Genomic DNA, 18307 nt, shown 5'->3' on the forward strand with positions numbered 1-18307 from the left:
GGATGCCGGGCGGATCGTTTGACAGGCCGGGAACCGGGGGGGTCAGGGGGGGCTGTGGCCCCCCCTGTCCTGCAGGGTCAGCAGCATGTCGCGGTGGGGAATGCCCGCATCCATGTATTCGGGGCCGGTGGCGACAAAGCCCAGCCGTTCGTAGAAGCCGATGGCATGGGTCTGGCTGCCGAGTTTGGCGGTTTTCATGCCCTGGGCGCGCAGCTCCTCCAGCGCGGCGCGGATCAGGGCCGCGCCGAGGCCGGTGCCGCGATGGGATTTCAGCACGCAGACGCGGCCGATCTTGCCGGTGTCGCCGATCAGCAGAAGCCGGGCGGAGCCGACGGGGGTGCCGTCCTCGGTCGCCAGAAGGTGGAGCGCGGTGTCGTCCTTGTCGTCGATCTCGTCCGCCTCGGGGACGCCCTGTTCCTCGATGAAGACCACGCGGCGGAGGTGGCGGCAGGTGGCGATGTCGCGGGTGGGTGCGATGGCAAGGGTCATGCGAAGTAGTCGCGCAGGATGCGGGTGTAGATGGATTTGAGCTGGTGGATCTGGGCGACTTCCACCCGTTCGTCCACCTGATGCATCGTCTTGCCCACAAGGCCGAATTCCACCACGGGGCAGTGGTCTTTCACGAAGCGGGCGTCGGAGGTGCCGCCGGTGGTGGAAAGCTCCGGCGTGATGCCGGTTTCGGCCTGCACGGCGCGGGAGATGAGGGCGGAGAGGTCGCCGGGGGGCGTGAGGAAGCTTTCGCCCGAGATCTGGATGCGGGTGGCGATGGTGACGCCGGTTTCGGCCTCGACCTTCGCGGCCTCGGCGCGCAGCCATGCGGCGATGCTTTCGCCCGTATGGGCATCGTTGAAGCGGATGTTGACGGTGGCGGTGCCGCGCGCGGGGATCACGTTGTTCGCCGGATTGCCGCAGTCGATGGTGGTGATCTGGAGGGTGGAGGGGTCGAAGTGGCCCGTGCCTTCGTCCAGCTGGTCGGGCAGGCGGGAGAGGAGCGTGGTGAGCGCCCGCATCGGGTTCCTGGCGCGGTGGGGATAGGCGGAGTGGCCTTGCACCCCCGTCGCCGTGAACCATGAGGTGAGCGAGCCGCGGCGGCCGATCTTCATCATCTGGCCCATGTGGTCGGGGCAGGTGGGTTCGCCGACGAGGCAGTGGGTCATGCGTTCGCCGTTCCGCGTCATCCAGTCGAGCAGCGCCACGGTGCCGTCCTCGGCATCGCCTTCCTCGTCCCCGGTGATCGCAAGGATCACCGCGCCGTCGGGGGGAGTGTCGGTGACGAAGTCGATGGCGGCGGCGGCGAAGGCGGCGACGCCGGATTTCATGTCGGTGGCGCCGCGGCCATAGAGCCAGCCATCCACGATGGCGGCGCCGAAGGGATCCTGCGTCCAGGCGGACAGGTCGCCCACGGGGACCACGTCGGTATGGCCGTTGAAGCCGAAGCTGCGGTTCGCCCCCCTTGCGCCCCAGCGGGCGTAGAGGTTGGGGGTGCCGTTCCTGTCGACCCGCGTGCAGGTGAAACCTGCCTGCGACAGCAGCCCTTCGAGCAGCACCAGCGCGCCGCCTTCGGCGGGGGTGACGGTGGGGCAGCGGATGAGCGCTGCGGTGAGGGCGGCGGGATCGGTGGGCATGGCGGTCCTTTCCGGGCGGATGGCAGGGGGATAGCGCGGCGCGGGCCGCGCCGCAACCGGCGGGCGGCGGCCCGGCGGCCTGACGGCGGGGCCCGATGGACAGACTTCTGCGCCATGAGGGACATACTTTCGCACCATTCGCCCCCCATGCGTTGGGGTGCGTTAAAATTAATTGAGATTGATCCGGGGGGTGCCAGCCGTCCCGGTGGTTGCGGAACGGGTGACGAGAGATGGCGACGGGTGCCGAACTGACCTACAATACCAGTGCCTCGGCGCTGGACATGGCCAATGCCATCTTTGGCGCGGGCGTGACGGTGGTGAGCGCCTCCTACACCGGTCAGAACACATCGAGCGCGATCTACAGCAACGGGCAACTGGCACCGGGGGTCGTGCCGTCGAATACGGGCGTGATCCTGTCCACCGGGCTTGCGGCATCCTTCACGCAATCGAGCGGCGATCCCAACCGCAGTGCCAGCACGACGACCGATACATCGGGGCCGAACAACAACGCATGGTTCAACGCGCTGGTGGGCGGGGCCAGCACCTATGACGCCTCCTTTCTGGATGTGACCTTCGTGCCTTCGGGCAACATGATGACGATGAACTTTGTCTTCGCGTCCGAGGAATATCCCGAATACATCAACAGCAATTTCAACGATGTGGTGGGCGTCTGGGTGAATGGCGTGTCGGTGCCGATGACGGTGAACGGCGGCACGGCCAGCGTGAACAACATCAACGGGGCGACGCAGCAGAACCTGTTCGTCGACAACCAGTCGGACCAGTACAATACCGAGATGGACGGCTTCACGGTGACGCTGTCGCTGTCGATCCCGGTGACGGCGGGGGTGCAGAACACCATCCGCATCGGCATCGCCGATGTGGGCGATGCGCAATATGACAGCAACCTGCTGATCGCGGGGGATTCGATCCAGACGGCGGTGATCGCGCTGGACGATGCCGAGACGATGGGGCCGAACGGGACGCGCGTGCTGCGGGTGCTGGACAATGACAGCGCCTCGACCGGGTCGCTGGTGATCACCCATGTCAATGGCCAGCCGGTGGTGGCGGGGCAGACGATCACCCTGCCATCGGGCGAGCAGATCACGCTGAATGCGGATGGAACCTTCACCGCCGTGGCGAATGGCACGGTGGAGACGCAGAGCTTTACCTATACCGTGTCGAACGGGCAGGGCAGCAGCGATGTGGGGCTTGTCACCCTGTCGATGGTGCCCTGTTTCGTGGCCGGAACCCGGATCGCGACGCCCGGGGGGGCGGTGCCGGTGGAAGAGCTGCAGCCCGGAGACCTCGTGCTGACGCGGGATGAGGGCGCGCAGCCGCTGCGCTGGATCGGGCGGCGGCGGGTGGCGGCGACGGGGGCCTTTGCGCCCATCGCCTTTGCCGAGGGCGCGCTGGGCGCGCATGGCGCGCTGATGCTGTCGCCGGAACATCGGGTGCTGCTGACAAGCAGCATGGCGGAGTTGCTGTTCGGCGAGGCGGAGGTTCTGGTCGCGGCCAAGCATCTGGTGAATGACCGGACGATCCGGCGGCGGCCCGGGGGCGAGGTGGACTATCTGCATCTGATGTTCGACCGGCATCAGGTGATCTGGTCCGAGGGGCTGGCCAGTGAAAGCTTTCTGCCCGGAGGGCAGGCGCTGGGGGCGCTGGAGCGCGATGTTCTGGCCGAGCTTTGCGCGCTGTTTCCGGAACTGGATCCGGAAAGTGGTGCCGGATACGGCCCGGCTGCACGGCGCGTGTTGAAAGCCTTCGAAGCCCGGGTCATGATGGGCGACATGTTGGTAAACGCCGCCGCCTGACTTGAGCCGCTGGATCGCCCTGTCGGACCAGCCCGACCTGCCCGGGGAACCGAGCGCGGGCACGCTGTCGCGTGGGGTGCTGGTCTGCGAGATCGACCTGCCCTTGGCCGGGGCCGGGGTTCTGCTGGATCTGCGCATGGGCGTGGGCCGGGACGAGGTGGCGCTGTCGCTGTTTCACGATCTGGGCGCGGGGATCGCGCTGCTGCACCGGCAGGGCGAGCGGATGCTGCGCCATGTGCTGCCGGGGCCCTTGCCGCAGAAGCTGGGCGTGGCGCGGCTGAGTTTCGGCTGGGATTGCCGGGCGCGGGGCTGGTGGATGGCGCTGGAGCTTGGCGGGCAGCGGCTGATGGCGCGGGGGGATCAGGCGCTGCCGATGCGGCTGGATCATCTGCGGGCGCTCTGTGCCGGGGGCGAGGGCGTGATGCGGCATCCGGCGGTGCTGTGGTTCGGGGTGATGCCGGGCGAGGAAATGCCGGGGCCGATGGGCTGGCTGGGCATGGCCACGCCGGTGATGACGCCGCGCGGGCCGGTGGCGGCGGGCCGCCTGCGGCCGGGCGACCGGGTGATGACGCGCGACAATGGGGCGGTGGCGCTGGTCGGTGTGACGCGGTTGCAGGTGCCGAGCCGGGGCAGCCTGGCGCCGATCCGGCTGCGGATGCCCTATTTCGGGCGGTCGATGGACATGCTGGTGTCGCCCGATCAGGCGGTGGTGATTTCCGGGCCGGAGGCGGAATACCTGTTCGGCGAGGAGGACGTGCTGGTGCTGGCGCGGCATCTGGCCGACGGGCAGATGGCGGTGGCCGACAGCCGGAGGGCGGTGGCGCTGGGCGTGGTGCTGGATCTGGGCGCGGCGGAGCTGGTGGAGGCGGATGGCTGCCTGCTGGCCCTGGCGGGGCCTGCCGGGGCGGGCTGGGCCATGCGGCTGCTGGATGCCTATGAGGCACTGCCGCTGCGCAATGCGATGCAGGGGATGCAGCGGCGGGTGGTGTGATCAGTCGAAGAAGGGGGTCATCTGGGCGACGATGACCGAATTCTCTTCCAGCGCGCGCTGCATCAGCTTGCGTTCGGCGCTGTCGATCTCGTCCCCGGATTTCAGCCTTTCCTCCAGCGTGCCATAGCCCGAGACATCGAGCGGCGCGAGATCGGCCTGTTTCAGGATGGCGACGGTTTCGCGGACGGCCTCTTCCTCGTCCACGCCCGAGGCATAGCAGATGAGGGCGGCGCCGGTCGCCTTGTCCGGCAGGCCGTCGCCGGGTTTGCGGCCCACTTCCACCACCAGCGTATAGACCTGCTGGGGGCGCTTTTCGCGTTTCGGCTTTTCGGCGTCTTCGGTCATGGCGGGCCTGCGTTCCTGTGCGGGGGCGGTGTAGCACTGCGGGCGGGCGGGCGCAAAGCGGAAGCTTTTGATCAAAATTCTAAATTAAGGTTAACAAGTTCCCTGCGCCGGTCGTTTCCATGACGCGAGATAGTGCGTGGAGTTTTGCCCGTGGCGGACATGGAACTGGATATCCAATCGGCGGATGCGATGCAGATGGCCGAAACCATCTTCGGCTCTGGCGTGAAGATCGTGTCGGCCAGCTATACGGGCGATCCGCTGCAGGCGGGCATCTATTCGGGTGCCGACGAGACGATGCCGGGGGTGGCGCCCGCGGATAGCGGGCTGATCCTGTCGACGGGGCGGGTGGCGGATTTCACCCAGTCGGAGGGGGATGCCAATATCTCGGAAGGCACCTCGACCGTGTTCGGAACGGCAGGGGATGACTGGCTGAGCAAGATGGTCAATCAGCAGACCTGGGATGCGGCGGTGTTCGAGGCGGCCTTCGTGCCGACGGGGAATGTGCTGACGATGCAGATCGTCTGGTCGTCGGAGGAATATCTGGAATATGTGAATTCCGGGTTCAATGATGCCTTTGCCGTCTGGGTGAACGGGACGCCGGCCGAACTGGTGCTGGGGTCGGGGAACATCACCATCGACGAGATCAACAACAGGGTGAATTCGAACCTGTATATCGACAACCCGGCGGCGTCGAACACCTATAACACCGAGATGGACGGGTTCACCGTGACCCTGACGCTGAAGGTGCCGGTGACGCCGGGGGAGGTGAACACCTTCCGCATGGCGATTGCGGATGCGGGCGACGGGGCCTTTGACAGCGCCGTGATGGTGGCGGCGGATTCGGTGCAGGTGGGGCTGATCGCCGAGGATGACGATCTGGTCATCCGCAAGGGGGATGCGGACAGGCTGGACGTGCTGGGCAATGACAAGTCGAGCATGGGGCTGGCGATGAAGGTGACCAAGATCAACGGGGTGGATGTCCAGCCCGGCGATACGGTCGTGCTGCCCTCGGGCGAGAAGATCCTGCTGGCGGATAACGGCGTTCTGGTGGTGCAGTCGATCGATCAGCTGGGCGAGACGGTGCTGACCTATGAGGTCACGGACGAGGCGGGCAATACCGATGTGGCCTTCGTCAAGCTGTCGATGATCGCCTGTTTCACGGAAGGGACCGAGATCGACGTGCCGGGCGGGCGGGTGGCGGTGGAACGGCTGCTGCCCGGCGACCGGGTGGAGACGCGGGACCACGGGGCGCAGGTGCTGCGCTGGGTGGGGCGGGTGACGCGGGCCGCGGTGGGGGCGGATGCGCCGGTGGAGATCGCGGCGGGCACGCTGGGCGCGCATGAGACGCTGCGGCTGTCGGGGAACCATCGGGTGCTGCTGACGGGGGCGCGGGCGGAATTGCTGTTCGGCGAGGCGGAGGTGCTGGTGAAGGCCAAGCATCTGGTGGACGGGCGCGCGGTGCGGGTGGTGGAGGGGGGCGAGGTGACCTATCTTCACCTGCTGTTCGACCGGCATGAGGTGGTGGTGGCGAACGGGCTGCCCTGTGAGAGCTATTTCCCGGGCGATCAGGCGATGGCCGCCTTTGACGGCGAGGCGCAGGAGGAGTTGCTGCGGCTGTTCCCGATGCTGCGGGCGGGGGGCGATGCCTTTGGCCCGCTGGCGCGGGCCGAGGTGAAGGGGCGCGAGGCGCGGCTTCTGGGGCGTTGACCGGGCGCGGCGCGTGGCGGGGAGACCCCCGCCCTACGGCGTTGTGCGGGGTGGTCAGGTCATGGCCGGAGCGGGAGCGCGTGGCGGGGAGACCCCCGCCCTACGGGTGATCCCTGCGGCGACCCTGCCCCGGGCCTGACCCGGGGCCTCCGGGAGGCGGGGGAGGCCCCGGATCAGGTCCGGGGCGGGGTTGGCGGGGTGCGGGTGGCGGGGTGAACCCCGACCGGCGTTGCGCGGGTGGCAGGCGTGGGAATTGGGTATTTGGGCCAAGATGAAGGGGCGGAGGTGGTGCTCCGCCCCTGTCGATGCGGGTCTTTCGATCAGTCGCGCAGGAGTTCGTTGATCGAGGTTTTCGAGCGGGTCTGGGCGTCGACCTTCTTCACGATCACGGCGCAATAGAGGTTGATGCCGCCCTTGGAGGGCATGGAGCCTGCGACGACCACCGACCCGGCGGGAACTTCGCCATACATGACTTCGCCGGTCTCGCGGTCGACGATCTTGGTCGATTTGCCGATGAAGACGCCCATGCCGAGGACGGAGCCTTCGCGGATGATGCAGCCTTCGACGACTTCCGACCGGGCGCCGATGAAGCAGTTGTCCTCGATGATCGTGGGGCCGGCCTGCATGGGTTCCAGCACGCCGCCGATGCCGACGCCACCCGAGAGGTGGACGTTCTTGCCGATCTGCGCGCAGGAGCCGACGGTGGCCCAGCCGTCGACCATGGAGCCTTCATCGACATAGGCGCCGATGTTGACGAAGGAGGGCATCAGCACCACGCCCTTGGCGATATGGGCCGAGCGGCGGACGATGGAGCCGGGGACGGCGCGGAAAGCCGCCTTGCGCCAGTCGTCGGCGGTCCAGCCCTGCCATTTGGAGGGCACCTTGTCCCACCAGTTCGCGCCGCCGTTGGAGCCGGAGATTTCGTACATGTCGGTCAGGCGGAAGGACAGCAGCACCGCCTTCTTGGCCCATTGGTTGACGTGCCAGTTGCCATCGGCCTGGCGTTCGGCCACGCGGAGGGTGCCGCTGTCCAGCGCGGTGAGCGTCGCCTCGATCGCGTCGCGGGCTTCGCCCTTGGTGGCGGGGGTGATGGTGTCGCGGGCCTCCCACGCGGTTTCGATGGCGGCTTCGAGCGCGGCATAGGTCATGGCATTCCCCCCTTTTGATTGGTCCGGTCCGGTGCGACCGTATAGAGAGGGGGAAAGACCCATGCAACAAGAGGAACGGCATGACCCCGAAGGAGGATGGACGCGCGCACCCTTTCCGCGACAGCACCGAGGATGCGGCGGCGGCGGAGCGGTTGCCGGATACGGCGCAGACGCGGGCGCCGGCCTATCGGCTGGCCTTTACCGATACCGATTTCCTGATGCGCGAGGAGTTGCGGCCGGTGCGGTTGCAGCTGGAATTGCTTAAGCCGCAGATGGTGCTGGATGAGCGGGGGATCCGGTCCACGGTGGTGGTGATGGGGTCGGCGCGGGTGCGGGCGGATGGCACGGGGCCTGCGGGGGCCTTGGCCGGGTGGTATGAGGAAGCGCGGAAGCTGGCGCATCTGGTGACGGTGGAAAGCCTGAAGAGCTATGGGCGGGAGCTGGTGGTCGTCACGGGCGGCGGGCCGGGGATCATGGAGGCCGGGAACCTTGGCGCGGCGGAGGCGGGGGGGCAGTCGATCGGGTTGAACATCGTGCTGCCGCATGAGCAGGCGCCGAATGCCCATGTGACGCCGGACCTGTGTTTCAACTTCCACTATTTCGCGATCCGCAAGATGCATTTCCTGATGCGGGCGCGGGCGGTCTGCATCTTTCCCGGCGGGTTCGGGACGCTGGACGAGATGTTCGAGGCGCTGACGCTGATCCAGACGGGGCGGATGAAGCGGGTGCCGTTCCTGCTGTTCGGGCGGGCCTTCTGGGAGAAGATCGTGGATTGGCAGGCGCTGGCGGATGAGGGGGTGATCAACGCAGGCGATCTGGAGCTGTTCCGGTTCGTGGAGACGGCGGAAGAGGCGCTGGAGGCGATATTGGGGGTGTCGGGTGATGAGTGAAGGGGAGCGCGGGATGGAACGTTCTGGGGTGGTGGTGCCGCTGGTCGAGGATCGGGCGAAGGCGGAGCGCAACCTGCTGTGGCGCGAGGAGAACCGCGCGGCGTTGGAGGCATATGCCGTGGAAGTGGCGCGCGAGGGGTTGGCGCTGGCGGCGTATCGGACGTTCTGAAAGGGGTGCTTGAGGGTGGGCGGGGACTCGTCTTTGTGCCGGATGTTCCTATAATGTTCTTTTCGGAACATCTGCGAATCCCCTTCTGCCCATGGCTTTCGTCGAACTCTCTGCCCTTTCCAATTTCACCTTCCTGCTCGGGGCGTCGCATCCCGAGGAGGTGATGGCGCGTGCGGCCGAGATGGGGATGGCGGGCGTGGCGGTGGCGGATGTGAATTCCGTGGCGGGCATCGTGCGGGCGCATGCGCGGGCGCGGGAACTGGCGCGGCTGGCGGCGGAGGAGGGGCGGGATTGGCCGGGGACGCGGTTGATCCCTGCCGCAAGGATCGTGCTGCGGGACGGGTTTTCGGTCACATGCCTGCCGGAGGATCGGGCGGGGTGGGGGCGGCTGTGCCGTCTGATTTCCCTCGGGCGATTGCGGGTGGAGAAGGGGGAGTGTGACCTTTCGCTGGACGATCTGCTGGAGTGGGGGGCGGGGATGGTGCTGCTGATCCATCCGCCCGCGCGGGGGCAGATGGAGGCGTGGCGGGGCGTGGTGGCGCGGCTGGTGGCGCGCTTTGCGGGGGCGTGTTTCCTGCTGATGGCGCCGCGTTATGACGGGCAGGACCGGGCGCGGTTCGCGCGGCTTTCGCGGGTGGCGGAGGGGGTGGGGGTGTTGCCTGTCGCCTCGGCCTTGCCCCTGATGCATCACGGGTCGCGGCGGCGGATGGCGGATGTGCTGACGGCGATCCGTCTTGGGGTGCGGGTGGATGCGCTGGGCCGCCGCGCGCTGCCCCATGCCGAGCAGCGGCTGCGGTCGGAGGCCGAGATGCTGCGTCTGTTCGCGGGCCACGAGGCGGCGGTGCATCGGGCGGGGGAGGTGGCGGGGCGGTTGGCCTTTTCGCTGGACGAGTTGCGCTATGAATACCCGTCCGAGGTGACGGGGGGCGAGACGGCGGCGGAGCGCTTGGCGCGGCTGGCCTGGGCGGGGTTGGACTGGCGCTATCCCGATGGCGCGCCGGATCGGGTGCGGGCGCAGATGGCGCATGAGTTGGCGCTGATCGGGAAGCTGAGATACGAGCCCTATTTCCTGACGGTGCATGACATCGTCGATTTCGCGCGGGGTCGGGGGATACTCTGCCAAGGGCGGGGGTCGGCGGCGAATTCGGTGGTCTGTTATGCGCTGGGCGTGACGAGCGTCAGCCCCGAGATCGGGACGATGGTGTTCGAGCGCTTCGTTTCCGAGGCGCGGAATGAACCCCCCGATATCGACGTGGATTTCGAACATGAGCGGCGCGAGGAGGTGATCCAGCACATCTATGCGCGCTATGGGCGGCACCGCGCGGGGCTGTGCGCCACGGTGATCCATTATCGCGGCAAGCGCGCGGTGCGCGAGGTGGGGCGGGCGATGGGTCTGACCGAGGACACGCTTGCCGCCATGTCGAGCCAGATCTGGGGCTGGGGGGGACCCGGCCAGATAACGGAGGTGCGGTTGCGCGAGATCGGGCTGGACCCGACGGATCGGCGGCTGGCGCTGACGCTGCAACTGATCGACGAGATACAGGGGTTTCCGCGCCATCTGAGCCAGCATGTCGGCGGGTTCATCATCACCGAGGGGCGGCTGGATGAACTGGTTCCGGTGGAGAATGCGACGATGGAGGACCGGACCGTCATCTGCTGGGACAAGGACGATATCGACACGCTGGGGATATTGAAGGTGGATGTGCTGGCGCTGGGGATGCTGACCTGCATCCGCAAGGCGTTCGACCTGATGGAGCGGCATCATCAGGTGCGGCATTCGCTGGCGAGTTTGCCTGCAGAGGATGCGGCGACCTATGACATGCTGTGCCGGGCGGACAGTCTGGGCGTGTTTCAGGTGGAAAGCCGGGCGCAGATGAATTTCCTGCCGCGGATGCGGCCGAAGACGTTCTACGATCTGGTCATTCAGGTGGCGATCATCCGGCCGGGGCCGATACAGGGGGATATGGTGCATCCCTTCCTGCGGCGGCGGAACGGGCAGGAGGTGGTGACCTTTCCGTCCGACGAGTTGGGGCGGGTCTTGGGCAAGACGCTGGGCGTGCCGCTGTTTCAGGAACAGGCGATGCAGATTGCGATCATCGGGGCGGGGTTTTCGCCGACGGAAGCCGACCGGCTGCGCCGGTCGCTGGCGACGTTCAAGAAGCATGGGAATGTGAGCGAGTTCCGCGACCGGTTCATGGAGGGGATGCGTCGGAACGGCTATGAGGAGGACTTCGCCGCGCGCTGTTTCGCGCAGATCGAGGGGTTCGGGAGTTACGGCTTCCCCGAAAGCCACGCGGCGTCCTTTGCGCTGCTGGTCTATGCCAGCGCGTGGCTGAAGCGGCATCATCCGGGAATATTTGCCTGCGCGCTGCTGAACAGTCAGCCGATGGGGTTCTATGCCCCTGCGCAGATCGTGCGTGATGCGCGGGAGCATGGGGTGGTGGTGCGCCCGCCCTGCATCAATGCGAGCCATTGGGACAATGTGATGGAGCCGGACGGGCGGGGCGGGTTGGCGCTGCGGCTGGGGTTCCGGCAGGTGAAGGGGATGGTGGAGGAAGAGGCGCAGTGGATCGTGGCGGCGCGGGGCAACGGTTACGCGGCGGTGGAGGATGTGTGGCGGCGGGCAGGCTTGGGCGCGCGGATGCTGGCGCGGCTGGCGGAGGCGGATTGCTTTGCGGCGCTGGGCGTGACGCGGCGCGAGGCGCTGTGGGCGGCGAAGGCCTTGGTGGAGGGGTCACCGCTGCCCTTGTTCGCGGGGGATATCGACGGGGAGGGGATCGTGGAACCGGGCGTTGCCTTGCGCGAGATGACGATGGGGGAGCAGGTGGTGGAGGATTACGTGTCTCTGCGGCTGACGCTGCGGGCGCATCCGATGGCGCTGCTTCGGCCATGGCTGACGCCGGAAGCGGCTTGAAGCGTTGCGGGGGGCGGGGCAGGCTGGGCGTGTTCAAGGCAGGAGGGGCGCATGACACCGGAGCGGCTGGCGATCGAGATGGGGCTGGATATCCCCGACTTTGACGCGATGGGGTATTACGGGGCGGATTACGGGACGATGAAGCCCTGGCACAGGGTAGGCAGCCTGCTGTTCCTGTCGGGCCATGTGGCGCAGGTGGGGACGGAGATCACGCACAAGGGGCGGCTGGGGGATGGGCTTTCGACCGAGGACGGCTATCAGGCGGCGCGGCGGACGGGGTTGAACGTGCTGGGGGGCATAAGGCAGGCGGTGGGGTCGCTGGACAAGGTGCGCGGCATCGTGCGGACGCTGAATTTCGTGGTCTGCACGCCGGATTATGAGGATGTCCACAAGGTTTCCTCCGGGCTGTCGGACCTGTTCGTGGAGGTGTTCGGGCGCGAGCGGGGGCTTGGGGGCCGCGCGACCATCGGGGTGATGGCGCTGGCGGGGGGCGTGTGCTTCGAGACCTGGGCCACGGTGGAGGTGGAGGATTAGTCGTAGGCGAGCTGGTCCATCTTGCGGGCAAGCTTCACGTCCATGTCGGTGAGGCCGTGGGTGTCATGCGTGGTGAGGGTGACGGTGACGGTCTTGTAGACATTGGACCAGTCGGGGTGGTGGTTCCACTTTTCGGCCCAGAGCGCGGCGCGGGTCATGAAGCCGAAGGCTTCGATGAAATTGGCGAAGGTGAAGACCTTGGCGATGGCGCGGCCACCTTCGATGACGATCCAGCCTGCCGCGGTGAGGGGGGCGAGGTCGGCTTCGGTGACGGGGTGGTAGTCGGGCATGGCGGTCCTTTCGCGGGGGACGATTCTTCTGCGAAAAATCGGGAGACGAAATTTCTGCGAAATTTCTGGGGTTCGAGCGGTGGCCGGTGGGGGCGCATGGCGCAAGGCCATTGGGATCAGGGTTTTTCGCAGAAGAATCCTGATCGGCGGCCCCGTCAAGCGCGCGGTCAGTCTTCGGCGGTGACGCGCCGGAAGGGGCCATAGGCGGTGAGGACCTCGATCTCTTCATCCACGGCACGGCGTTCGGCGCGCAGATACTGGGCGACGGCGTCGCGCAGGCCCGGATCGGTGATGTAGTGCAGGGAATGGACGGGCGTGGGCAGGTAGCCGCGCGCGAGCTTGTGTTCGCCCTGGGCGCCGGCCTCGACCCGGGCGAGGCCATGGGCGATGGCCCAGTCGATGGCCTGATAGTAGCAGAGTTCGAAATGCAGGCAGGGGTGATCTTCGAGGCAGCCCCAGTAGCGGCCATAAAGCGTGTCGCGCCCGATGAAGTTGAGCGCACCTGCGACGGGGGTGCCGTCGGGCCGTTCGGCAAGGACGAGGAGCATGTCGCGGCGCAGGGTTTCATGGGCGAGGGTGAAGAAGCGGCGGGTGAGGTAGGGGGTGCCCCATTTGCGCGCCCCCGTGTCCTGGTAGAATTGCCAGAAGGCATCCCAGTGGTGCGGCTGGATGTCGTCGCCTGTAAGCGCGCGGATCGTGAGGCCGGAGGCGCGGGCGGTTTCGCGTTCCTTGCGGATCATCTTGCGCTTGCGCGAGGAGAGATCGGCCAGGAAATCATCGAAGCTGGTGTAGCCGCGGTTTTCCCAGTGGAATTGCTGGGTGACGCGGTGGAGGAGGCCGTGGCGGGGGGCCAGCGTTTCGGCCTCTTCCCCGGTGCAGAAGGTGATGTGGAGCGAGGAGAGGCGGTTCGTGCGGGCGAGGTGGATGGCGGCATCGACCAGGGCGTCGCGGGCATGGGGGGCGTCGGGGGCGGCGAGGAAGCGGCGGCCGGTGGCGGGGGTGAAGGGGACGGCGATCTGGAGTTTGGGGTAGTAGCGTCCGCCCGCGCGTTCATAGGCCTGCGCCCAGCCATGATCGAAGATGTATTCGCCCTGCGAATGGGATTTCACATAGAGCGGCGTCGCGGCAAGGAGGCGCGTGTCGTCGCGCAGGACGAGGGGGCGGGGCGACCAGCCGGAGCCGGTGCCGGTGGAGCCGGAGGCATCGAGGGCGGAGAGGAAGCGGTGGGTGGTGAAGGGGTCGATGGGGCGGGTGCCACCCGTGGCTTCGGGGCAGGCCAGCGCATCCCAATCGGCGGGGGCGATCTGGTCGAGGCTGTCGAGGAGATCGGTTCTGGTCATGCCCGGCTGTCGGTCTTTCTGGCGAGGCCGGGGGGCCATCCGGCCCCCCGGACCCCCCGGAGGTTGGTCCTGGATCCTGTCGGTCAGCGCGAAGGTGGGGTGGCTGCGGCGGGCGTCAAGCGGGATGGGCGGCGGGGTAGCGTTCGAAGGTGATGTTCTGGGCGATGCGGCGGGCCTTTGCCTCATCCTCGGGGGATTTGATCGTCCAGCAGAGGATGGCGGCGCCCTGCGCGGCGAGGTCGGCCACCCGGGGGCGGGCGAGATCGGTATGTTCGTGGGAGATGAAGGAGGACTGCGTCCGGTCATAATCGGGGATGGGGCGGAGGCGGTCGCAGGTTTCGGGCGGCAGGGGGTGCCAGTCGGCGGGATCATAGGCCGAGGTGGTGAGGCCGCGCGGAAGGCCGGGGGCGAGGGTCGCCATGCGGGCCATGCAGGCGGGGTTGAAGGACATGAGCGCGACGGGGCCGTCATAGCCCGCGAGGGCGCGGGCTGTCGCCTCTTCGAGGCGGCCATCGGTTTCGGCCATGCGGAGGGTCTGATCCTTGAGTTCGATCAGCAGCGGTGCGCGGCCTGCGACGAGGGTGAGGATTTCCGCAAGGCTGGGGATGCATTCATCGCCGCCCTTGAGCGGGATTTCCGCCAGTTCGGCGGCGGTGAGGTCGCAGAGCCAGCCGTCGCGCCCTGTCAGCCGTTCCAGCCGTTCGTCATGGAAGACCATGGGCACGCCGTCGCGCGAGAGTTGCAGGTCGATCTCGATCGCGTAGCCCGCCGCGATGGCCGCCCGGATGGCGGCGCGGCTGTTTTCGGGGCGGCCCTGCGTGACGTCATGCAGCGCCCGGTGGGCGATGGGCTGGCGCAGGAAGGCGGGGGGCAGGGGCACGCGCATGGCAGGTCAGCGGATTTCGAAGATGCCTTCGATTTCCACCGCGACGCCGAGCGGCAGCGAGGCCGCCGAGACGGCGGAGCGGGCGTGGCGGCCCGCATCCCCCAGCGCCGCGACGAGGAAATCGGAGGCGCCGTTGATCACCTTGGGCTGATCGGTGAAATCGGGGGTGGAATTGACGAAGCCCACCAGTTTCACCGCGCGCACAAGGCGCGAGAGATCGCCGCCACAGGCCTTTCTGACCTGGGCGAGCAGGGAGATGGCGCAGGATTTCGCGGCCTCGGCCCCCTGTTCCACGGTCATGTCATCGCCAAGGCGGCCCTTGGTCAGGCCCGCCGCCGTCTGGCTGATCTGGCCCGAGACATGGACGAGGTTGCCCACCACGACGAAGGGGACGTAATTCGCCGCAGGGGCGGGGGCGTCGGGCAGGGTGACGCCGAGTTCGGCGAGGCGGGCTTCGATGGACATGGGAACCTCCGGTCGTGATCGGGCGGAGGCTAGCCGGGGGCGGCGCGGGCGGCAAGGCGGGATGCGACGCTTTGCGATCAGGATTCGCGGAAGGCGTGGCGGAAATAGTCGGTGAAGGGTTGCAGCAGATAGGCCATGGGCGTGCGCGCGCCGGTGCGGATGAAGGCCTCGACCGGCATGCCGGGCAGGAGGGCCTGATCGCCCAGCTTGGCGATTTCGGCGGGGGGGAGGGTGATTTCGGCGCGGAAGAAGGGCGGGCCGCCGGCCGGATCGGTGAGGGCATCGGCCGAGAGCAGGGCGATGGTGCCGAAGAGTTCCGGCGCCTCGCGCTGGGGCAGGGCGGAGAAGACGAGGCGGACGGGCTGGCCGATGGCGACCTCGTCGATATGGACGGGGGCGATGCGGGCGGCGATGACCAGCGGGCGATCCTGCGGGATGAGGAAGAGGATCGGATCGGCCGGGCGGATGACGGCGCGCGGGGTGGTGACGGCAAGGCCGAGGACGGTGCCCGAGACCGGGGCGCGGATGTCGAGCCGGGCGAGGCGTTCGGCAAGCGCGCCGAGCCGTTCGGCGAGTTCGCGTTCGCCGGGGCCCAACTCGCGCAGTTCGGTGGTGGCCTCTTCCCGGCGCTGGGCGGCGAGGCGGAGGGTTTCGAGGTCGATCTCGGTCATGCGGCCTTCGGATTGGGCGCGCAGGGCGGTGAGTTCGCCGAGACGGCCCTGAAGCCCCGCCTCTTCGCGGCGGAGCGCCAGCACGCGGGCGGCCTGGGCGAGGCCCTTGTCGAGCAGGGATTGCTGATCGGCGAGTTCGCCGCGGATCAGGTCGATCTGGGCGGTGAGGGCCACGGTCTGCGCGTCGATGCCTTCGATCTGGGAGGCGATCTGGGATTGGCGGCGGGCGAGCTGATCGGCCTGGCGGGCGAGGGTTTCGCGGCGGGCGTCGAAGAGGCGGCGTTGGCCTTCGATCTGTTCGGCGACATCGGGGCGGGTGTCGGCGAGGGCCAGCAGATCGGCGGGGAAATCGGGGGCGGGGGCATCGTCGCGTTCGGCTTCGAGCCGGGCGCGGCGGGCGCGGGTTTCGTGAAGCTGGGCTTCGGTGATGCTGTGTTCCGAGGTCAGCAGGCTGCCGTCGAGCGAGAGCAGCAGATCGCCCGCCTGCACGGGCTGGCCTTCGCGGACCGCAATGGTGGCGACGACGCCGCCATCGGGATGCTGGACGATCTGGCGGTTCTGGTCGACCTGGATCTGGCCGGGGGCGATCACCGCGCCGTCAAGTTCGGTGCCCATGCCCCAGAGGCCCAGCACGGCGAAGAGCACGAGCAGGGTGGCGAGGCCCGCGCGGATATGGCGGCGGGGCGAGAGATCGGGGCCGTCGTTCATCACCGCATGCCCCCCGGGGCGACCTTGCCCACGATATCGCCCGCGTTCTGGACCATTTCGCGCAGGACCTGATCGCGCGGGCCGAAGGCGCGGCGCTGGCCGTTCTCCAGCACGAGGAGCATGTCGCATTCCTGGATGGCGGCGGGGCGATGGGCCATGATCAGGGCCGCGCCGCCCGCGGCCTTGTGCGCGCGGATGGCGGTGTTCACGGCGAGGGAGCCTTCATTGTCGAGGTTGGAATTCGGCTCATCAAGGATCAGCAGGACCGGATTGCCATAAAGGGCGCGGGCAAGGCCGATGCGCTGCACCTGACCGCCGGAGAGCTGGCCGCCGGCGGCATCCATGCGGGTGTCGTAGCCCTGGGTGAGGCGGAGGATCATCTCATGGGCATCGGCGGTGCGGGCGGCGGCCACGATGGCGGCATCGTCGCCGGGCGCGAGGCGGGCGATGTTTTCGGCAATGGTGCCGTCGAAGAGGCTGACGCGCTGGGGCAGGTAGCCGATCAGCGCGCCGAGCCTGTCGGTGGGGAACTGGTCGAGCGTGGCCCCGTCGAGGCGGATCGAGCCCGAGGCCGGGTGCCAGAGCCCGGTGAGCGCGCGGGCGAGGGTGGATTTGCCCGCGCCCGAGGGGCCGATGACGCCAAGAGCCTGGCCGGGCTGCAACGAAAAGGAGAGGCCGCGCAGGGTGGGGGCGGACTGGCCGGGGGGGATGATGGTGAGGCCCGACACCTCGATCCGGGCGGCGGGGCGGGGGAGGGCGGTGCGCGGGGCGGGGGCGGGGATGCGGGTGAGCAGTTCTGAAAGGCGGGTGCGCGCCTCTTGCGCGCGGGAGACGAGGGGCCATTGCGCGACGGCCTGTTCCAGCGGTTGCAGCGCGCGGCCGAGCAGGATGGAGGCGGCGATCATCGCACCGGGCGAGAGTTCGCCGCGCAGCACGACCCAGGCGGCGAGGCCCAGCATGGCCGATTGCAGGTAAAGGCGGAAACCGCGCGAGGCCGCGCCCCAGCCGCCGCCCTGATCGGCGGCGAGAAGGCCCTGACCCAGCGCCACGCTGCGGGCCTTCTGCCAGCGGTCGAAGGCGGCCCCGGTCATGCCGAGGGCGCGGATGGTTTCGGAATCGTTGCGGAGGCGGTCGGCGCTGTTGTCGGCGACGAGGGCGGCTTCGGAGGCGCGGGCGAGGGCGGTGCGGGTCTGGCGCTGGTTCATCAGGGCGAGGGCGAGGATGATCGCGCCGCCTGCGATGGCCAGCCAGCCGAGCAGGGGATGGAAGATGAAGATCGCGCCCAGATAGAGCGGGGTCCAGGGCATGTCGATCAGGGCTGTCAGGGCGGGCGAGGACCAGAAGGCGCGGATCGCCTCGACATCGCGCTGGGCGGCGATGGCGCTGCGGTCTTCGGGGGCGGCGAAATGGCGGGTGAGGGCGGCTTCGAATACGCGGCGGTCGAGGCTGGTCTGGTAGGCGGCGCCGATGCGGGCGAGGACGCGCCCCCGGAAGTGATCGAGGATGGCCATGATCAGGAAGAGCAGCGTGAGCAGCAGGGTGAGCGCGACGAGGGTGGCTTCGGACTGGCTGCCGAGGACGCGGTCATAGACCTGCATCATGTAGAGCGGGCTGGTGAGCATCAGCAGGTTGACGCCGCAGGAGAAGGCAATGGCTGCGATGAAGGGGCCACGCTGGGCTGTGAAGACCGCGCGCAATTCCTGCGCGCCGGGCGTGAATTCGTTGCGCCGCGACATGGGCTGCGCCTTTCCTTGACCAGACACTCGTTCCCCCGGGCGAAACAGGCCCGGCCGCGCGGCTATAGCATGGG

The 18307-nt window shown here is 68.2% G+C and carries 17 protein-coding genes; 7 read left to right on the forward strand and 10 right to left on the reverse strand.

Features of this window, described 5'->3' with window-relative positions:
• Positions 1 to 42 precede the first annotated feature (42 nt).
• A complete protein-coding gene (locus tag G5V65_RS04810; protein WP_165047454.1) occupies positions 43 to 489 on the reverse strand; it encodes a GNAT family N-acetyltransferase in 447 nt (148 codons plus the stop codon).
• Complete coding sequence (gene dapE / locus G5V65_RS04815; RefSeq protein WP_165047456.1) at positions 486 to 1625, reverse strand: succinyl-diaminopimelate desuccinylase; 1140 nt, start codon at positions 1623 to 1625, stop codon at positions 486 to 488. Before dapE ends, G5V65_RS04810 begins: the two co-directional genes overlap by 4 nt.
• 230 nt (positions 1626 to 1855) lie before the next feature.
• On the opposite strand from dapE, the gene G5V65_RS04820 reads away from it, so the two are divergent.
• Together G5V65_RS04820 and G5V65_RS04825 are read left to right on the forward strand one after the other, a co-directional pair.
• Positions 1856 to 3439 carry a Hint domain-containing protein gene (locus G5V65_RS04820; protein ID WP_165047457.1) on the forward strand — a complete coding sequence of 528 codons (1584 nt, stop codon included), beginning with the start codon at positions 1856 to 1858 and terminating at the stop codon, positions 3437 to 3439.
• Position 3440: 1 nt separating this feature from the next.
• Positions 3441 to 4430 (forward strand): Hint domain-containing protein, encoded by a 990-nt coding sequence (locus G5V65_RS04825; RefSeq protein ID WP_165047458.1) that lies wholly within the window; start codon positions 3441 to 3443, stop codon positions 4428 to 4430.
• Here G5V65_RS04825 and G5V65_RS04830 read toward each other — a convergent pair whose 3' ends face one another.
• On the reverse strand, positions 4431 to 4775 hold the full coding sequence (locus G5V65_RS04830) for a hypothetical protein (RefSeq protein ID WP_165047459.1): 345 nt from the start codon (positions 4773 to 4775) through the stop codon (positions 4431 to 4433).
• A gap of 159 nt (positions 4776 to 4934) precedes the next feature.
• Here G5V65_RS04830 and G5V65_RS04835 point away from each other — a divergent pair, with 159 nt between their 5' ends.
• A complete protein-coding gene (locus tag G5V65_RS04835) occupies positions 4935 to 6482 on the forward strand; it encodes a choice-of-anchor L domain-containing protein (protein ID WP_241250450.1) in 1548 nt (515 codons plus the stop codon).
• 320 nt (positions 6483 to 6802) lie between these two features.
• On the opposite strand, the gene dapD is transcribed toward G5V65_RS04835, so the two are convergent.
• Positions 6803 to 7630, reverse strand: coding sequence for a 2,3,4,5-tetrahydropyridine-2,6-dicarboxylate N-succinyltransferase (gene dapD / locus G5V65_RS04840; protein WP_165047460.1), 828 nt, complete (start codon positions 7628 to 7630; stop codon positions 6803 to 6805).
• An 80-nt stretch (positions 7631 to 7710) separates the two neighbouring features.
• Between dapD and G5V65_RS04845 the strand changes: the two genes are divergently transcribed.
• The 4 genes from G5V65_RS04845 (at position 7711) to G5V65_RS04860 (ending at position 12137) form a co-directional block, all read left to right on the forward strand.
• Positions 7711 to 8520, forward strand: coding sequence for an LOG family protein (locus tag G5V65_RS04845; RefSeq protein ID WP_165047462.1), 810 nt, complete (start codon positions 7711 to 7713; stop codon positions 8518 to 8520).
• A 13-nt stretch (positions 8521 to 8533) separates the two neighbouring features.
• Positions 8534 to 8689 (forward strand): type II toxin-antitoxin system CcdA family antitoxin, encoded by a 156-nt coding sequence (locus G5V65_RS04850; RefSeq protein ID WP_241250439.1) that lies wholly within the window; start codon positions 8534 to 8536, stop codon positions 8687 to 8689.
• A 91-nt stretch (positions 8690 to 8780) separates the two neighbouring features.
• Positions 8781 to 11603, forward strand: coding sequence for an error-prone DNA polymerase (locus tag G5V65_RS04855; protein WP_165047464.1), 2823 nt, complete (start codon positions 8781 to 8783; stop codon positions 11601 to 11603).
• A 51-nt stretch (positions 11604 to 11654) separates the two neighbouring features.
• Complete coding sequence (locus G5V65_RS04860; RefSeq protein ID WP_165047466.1) at positions 11655 to 12137, forward strand: RidA family protein; 483 nt, start codon at positions 11655 to 11657, stop codon at positions 12135 to 12137.
• Here G5V65_RS04860 and G5V65_RS04865 read toward each other — a convergent pair.
• From G5V65_RS04865 to G5V65_RS04890, 6 genes are all read right to left on the reverse strand, one after another.
• Positions 12134 to 12427, reverse strand: a complete 294-nt coding sequence (locus tag G5V65_RS04865) for a 4a-hydroxytetrahydrobiopterin dehydratase (RefSeq protein ID WP_165047468.1) — start codon at positions 12425 to 12427, stop codon at positions 12134 to 12136. The two genes, G5V65_RS04860 and G5V65_RS04865, sit on opposite strands and share 4 nt — an antisense overlap.
• A 167-nt stretch (positions 12428 to 12594) precedes the next feature.
• Positions 12595 to 13767, reverse strand: coding sequence for a GNAT family N-acetyltransferase (locus tag G5V65_RS04870; protein ID WP_206526665.1), 1173 nt, complete (start codon positions 13765 to 13767; stop codon positions 12595 to 12597).
• A 115-nt stretch (positions 13768 to 13882) separates the two neighbouring features.
• Entirely contained in the window at positions 13883 to 14653 is a 771-nt protein-coding gene (locus G5V65_RS04875; protein WP_165047470.1) for a glycerophosphodiester phosphodiesterase family protein, read from the reverse strand.
• Positions 14654 to 14659: 6 nt separating this feature from the next.
• Entirely contained in the window at positions 14660 to 15118 is a 459-nt protein-coding gene (locus G5V65_RS04880; RefSeq protein ID WP_165047471.1) for a RidA family protein, read from the reverse strand.
• Positions 15119 to 15195: 77 nt separating this feature from the next.
• On the reverse strand, positions 15196 to 16497 hold the full coding sequence (locus G5V65_RS04885) for an HlyD family type I secretion periplasmic adaptor subunit (RefSeq protein WP_165047472.1): 1302 nt from the start codon (positions 16495 to 16497) through the stop codon (positions 15196 to 15198).
• Positions 16497 to 18233 (reverse strand): type I secretion system permease/ATPase, encoded by a 1737-nt coding sequence (locus G5V65_RS04890; protein ID WP_165047473.1) that lies wholly within the window; start codon positions 18231 to 18233, stop codon positions 16497 to 16499. Before G5V65_RS04890 ends, G5V65_RS04885 begins: the two co-directional genes overlap by 1 nt.
• Positions 18234 to 18307: the final 74 nt, after the last annotated feature.

Source organism: Paragemmobacter kunshanensis (assembly GCF_011059185.1).
Lineage (GTDB): Bacteria > Pseudomonadota > Alphaproteobacteria > Rhodobacterales > Rhodobacteraceae > Paragemmobacter > Paragemmobacter kunshanensis.

Excerpts from the sequence above, each read along its gene's own strand:
- G5V65_RS04820 (WP_165047457.1), top strand. The coding sequence starts at position 1,856 with ATGGCGACGGGTGCCGAACTGACCTACAATACCAGTGCCTCGGCGCTG.
- dapD (WP_165047460.1), bottom strand. The coding sequence starts at position 7,630 with ATGACCTATGCCGCGCTCGAAGCCGCCATCGAAACCGCGTGGGAGGCC.
- G5V65_RS04875 (WP_165047470.1), bottom strand. The coding sequence starts at position 14,653 with ATGCGCGTGCCCCTGCCCCCCGCCTTCCTGCGCCAGCCCATCGCCCAC.
- G5V65_RS04865 (WP_165047468.1), bottom strand. The coding sequence starts at position 12,427 with ATGCCCGACTACCACCCCGTCACCGAAGCCGACCTCGCCCCCCTCACC.
- G5V65_RS04890 (WP_165047473.1), bottom strand. The coding sequence starts at position 18,233 with ATGTCGCGGCGCAACGAATTCACGCCCGGCGCGCAGGAATTGCGCGCG.
- G5V65_RS04885 (WP_165047472.1), bottom strand. The coding sequence starts at position 16,497 with ATGAACGACGGCCCCGATCTCTCGCCCCGCCGCCATATCCGCGCGGGC.
- G5V65_RS04855 (WP_165047464.1), top strand. The coding sequence starts at position 8,781 with ATGGCTTTCGTCGAACTCTCTGCCCTTTCCAATTTCACCTTCCTGCTC.
- G5V65_RS04860 (WP_165047466.1), top strand. The coding sequence starts at position 11,655 with ATGACACCGGAGCGGCTGGCGATCGAGATGGGGCTGGATATCCCCGAC.
- dapE (WP_165047456.1), bottom strand. The coding sequence starts at position 1,625 with ATGCCCACCGATCCCGCCGCCCTCACCGCAGCGCTCATCCGCTGCCCC.
- G5V65_RS04880 (WP_165047471.1), bottom strand. The coding sequence starts at position 15,118 with ATGTCCATCGAAGCCCGCCTCGCCGAACTCGGCGTCACCCTGCCCGAC.
- G5V65_RS04850 (WP_241250439.1), top strand. The coding sequence starts at position 8,534 with ATGGAACGTTCTGGGGTGGTGGTGCCGCTGGTCGAGGATCGGGCGAAG.
- G5V65_RS04845 (WP_165047462.1), top strand. The coding sequence starts at position 7,711 with ATGACCCCGAAGGAGGATGGACGCGCGCACCCTTTCCGCGACAGCACC.
- G5V65_RS04810 (WP_165047454.1), bottom strand. The coding sequence starts at position 489 with ATGACCCTTGCCATCGCACCCACCCGCGACATCGCCACCTGCCGCCAC.
- G5V65_RS04835 (WP_241250450.1), top strand. The coding sequence starts at position 4,935 with ATGGAACTGGATATCCAATCGGCGGATGCGATGCAGATGGCCGAAACC.
- G5V65_RS04830 (WP_165047459.1), bottom strand. The coding sequence starts at position 4,775 with ATGACCGAAGACGCCGAAAAGCCGAAACGCGAAAAGCGCCCCCAGCAG.
- G5V65_RS04870 (WP_206526665.1), bottom strand. The coding sequence starts at position 13,767 with ATGACCAGAACCGATCTCCTCGACAGCCTCGACCAGATCGCCCCCGCC.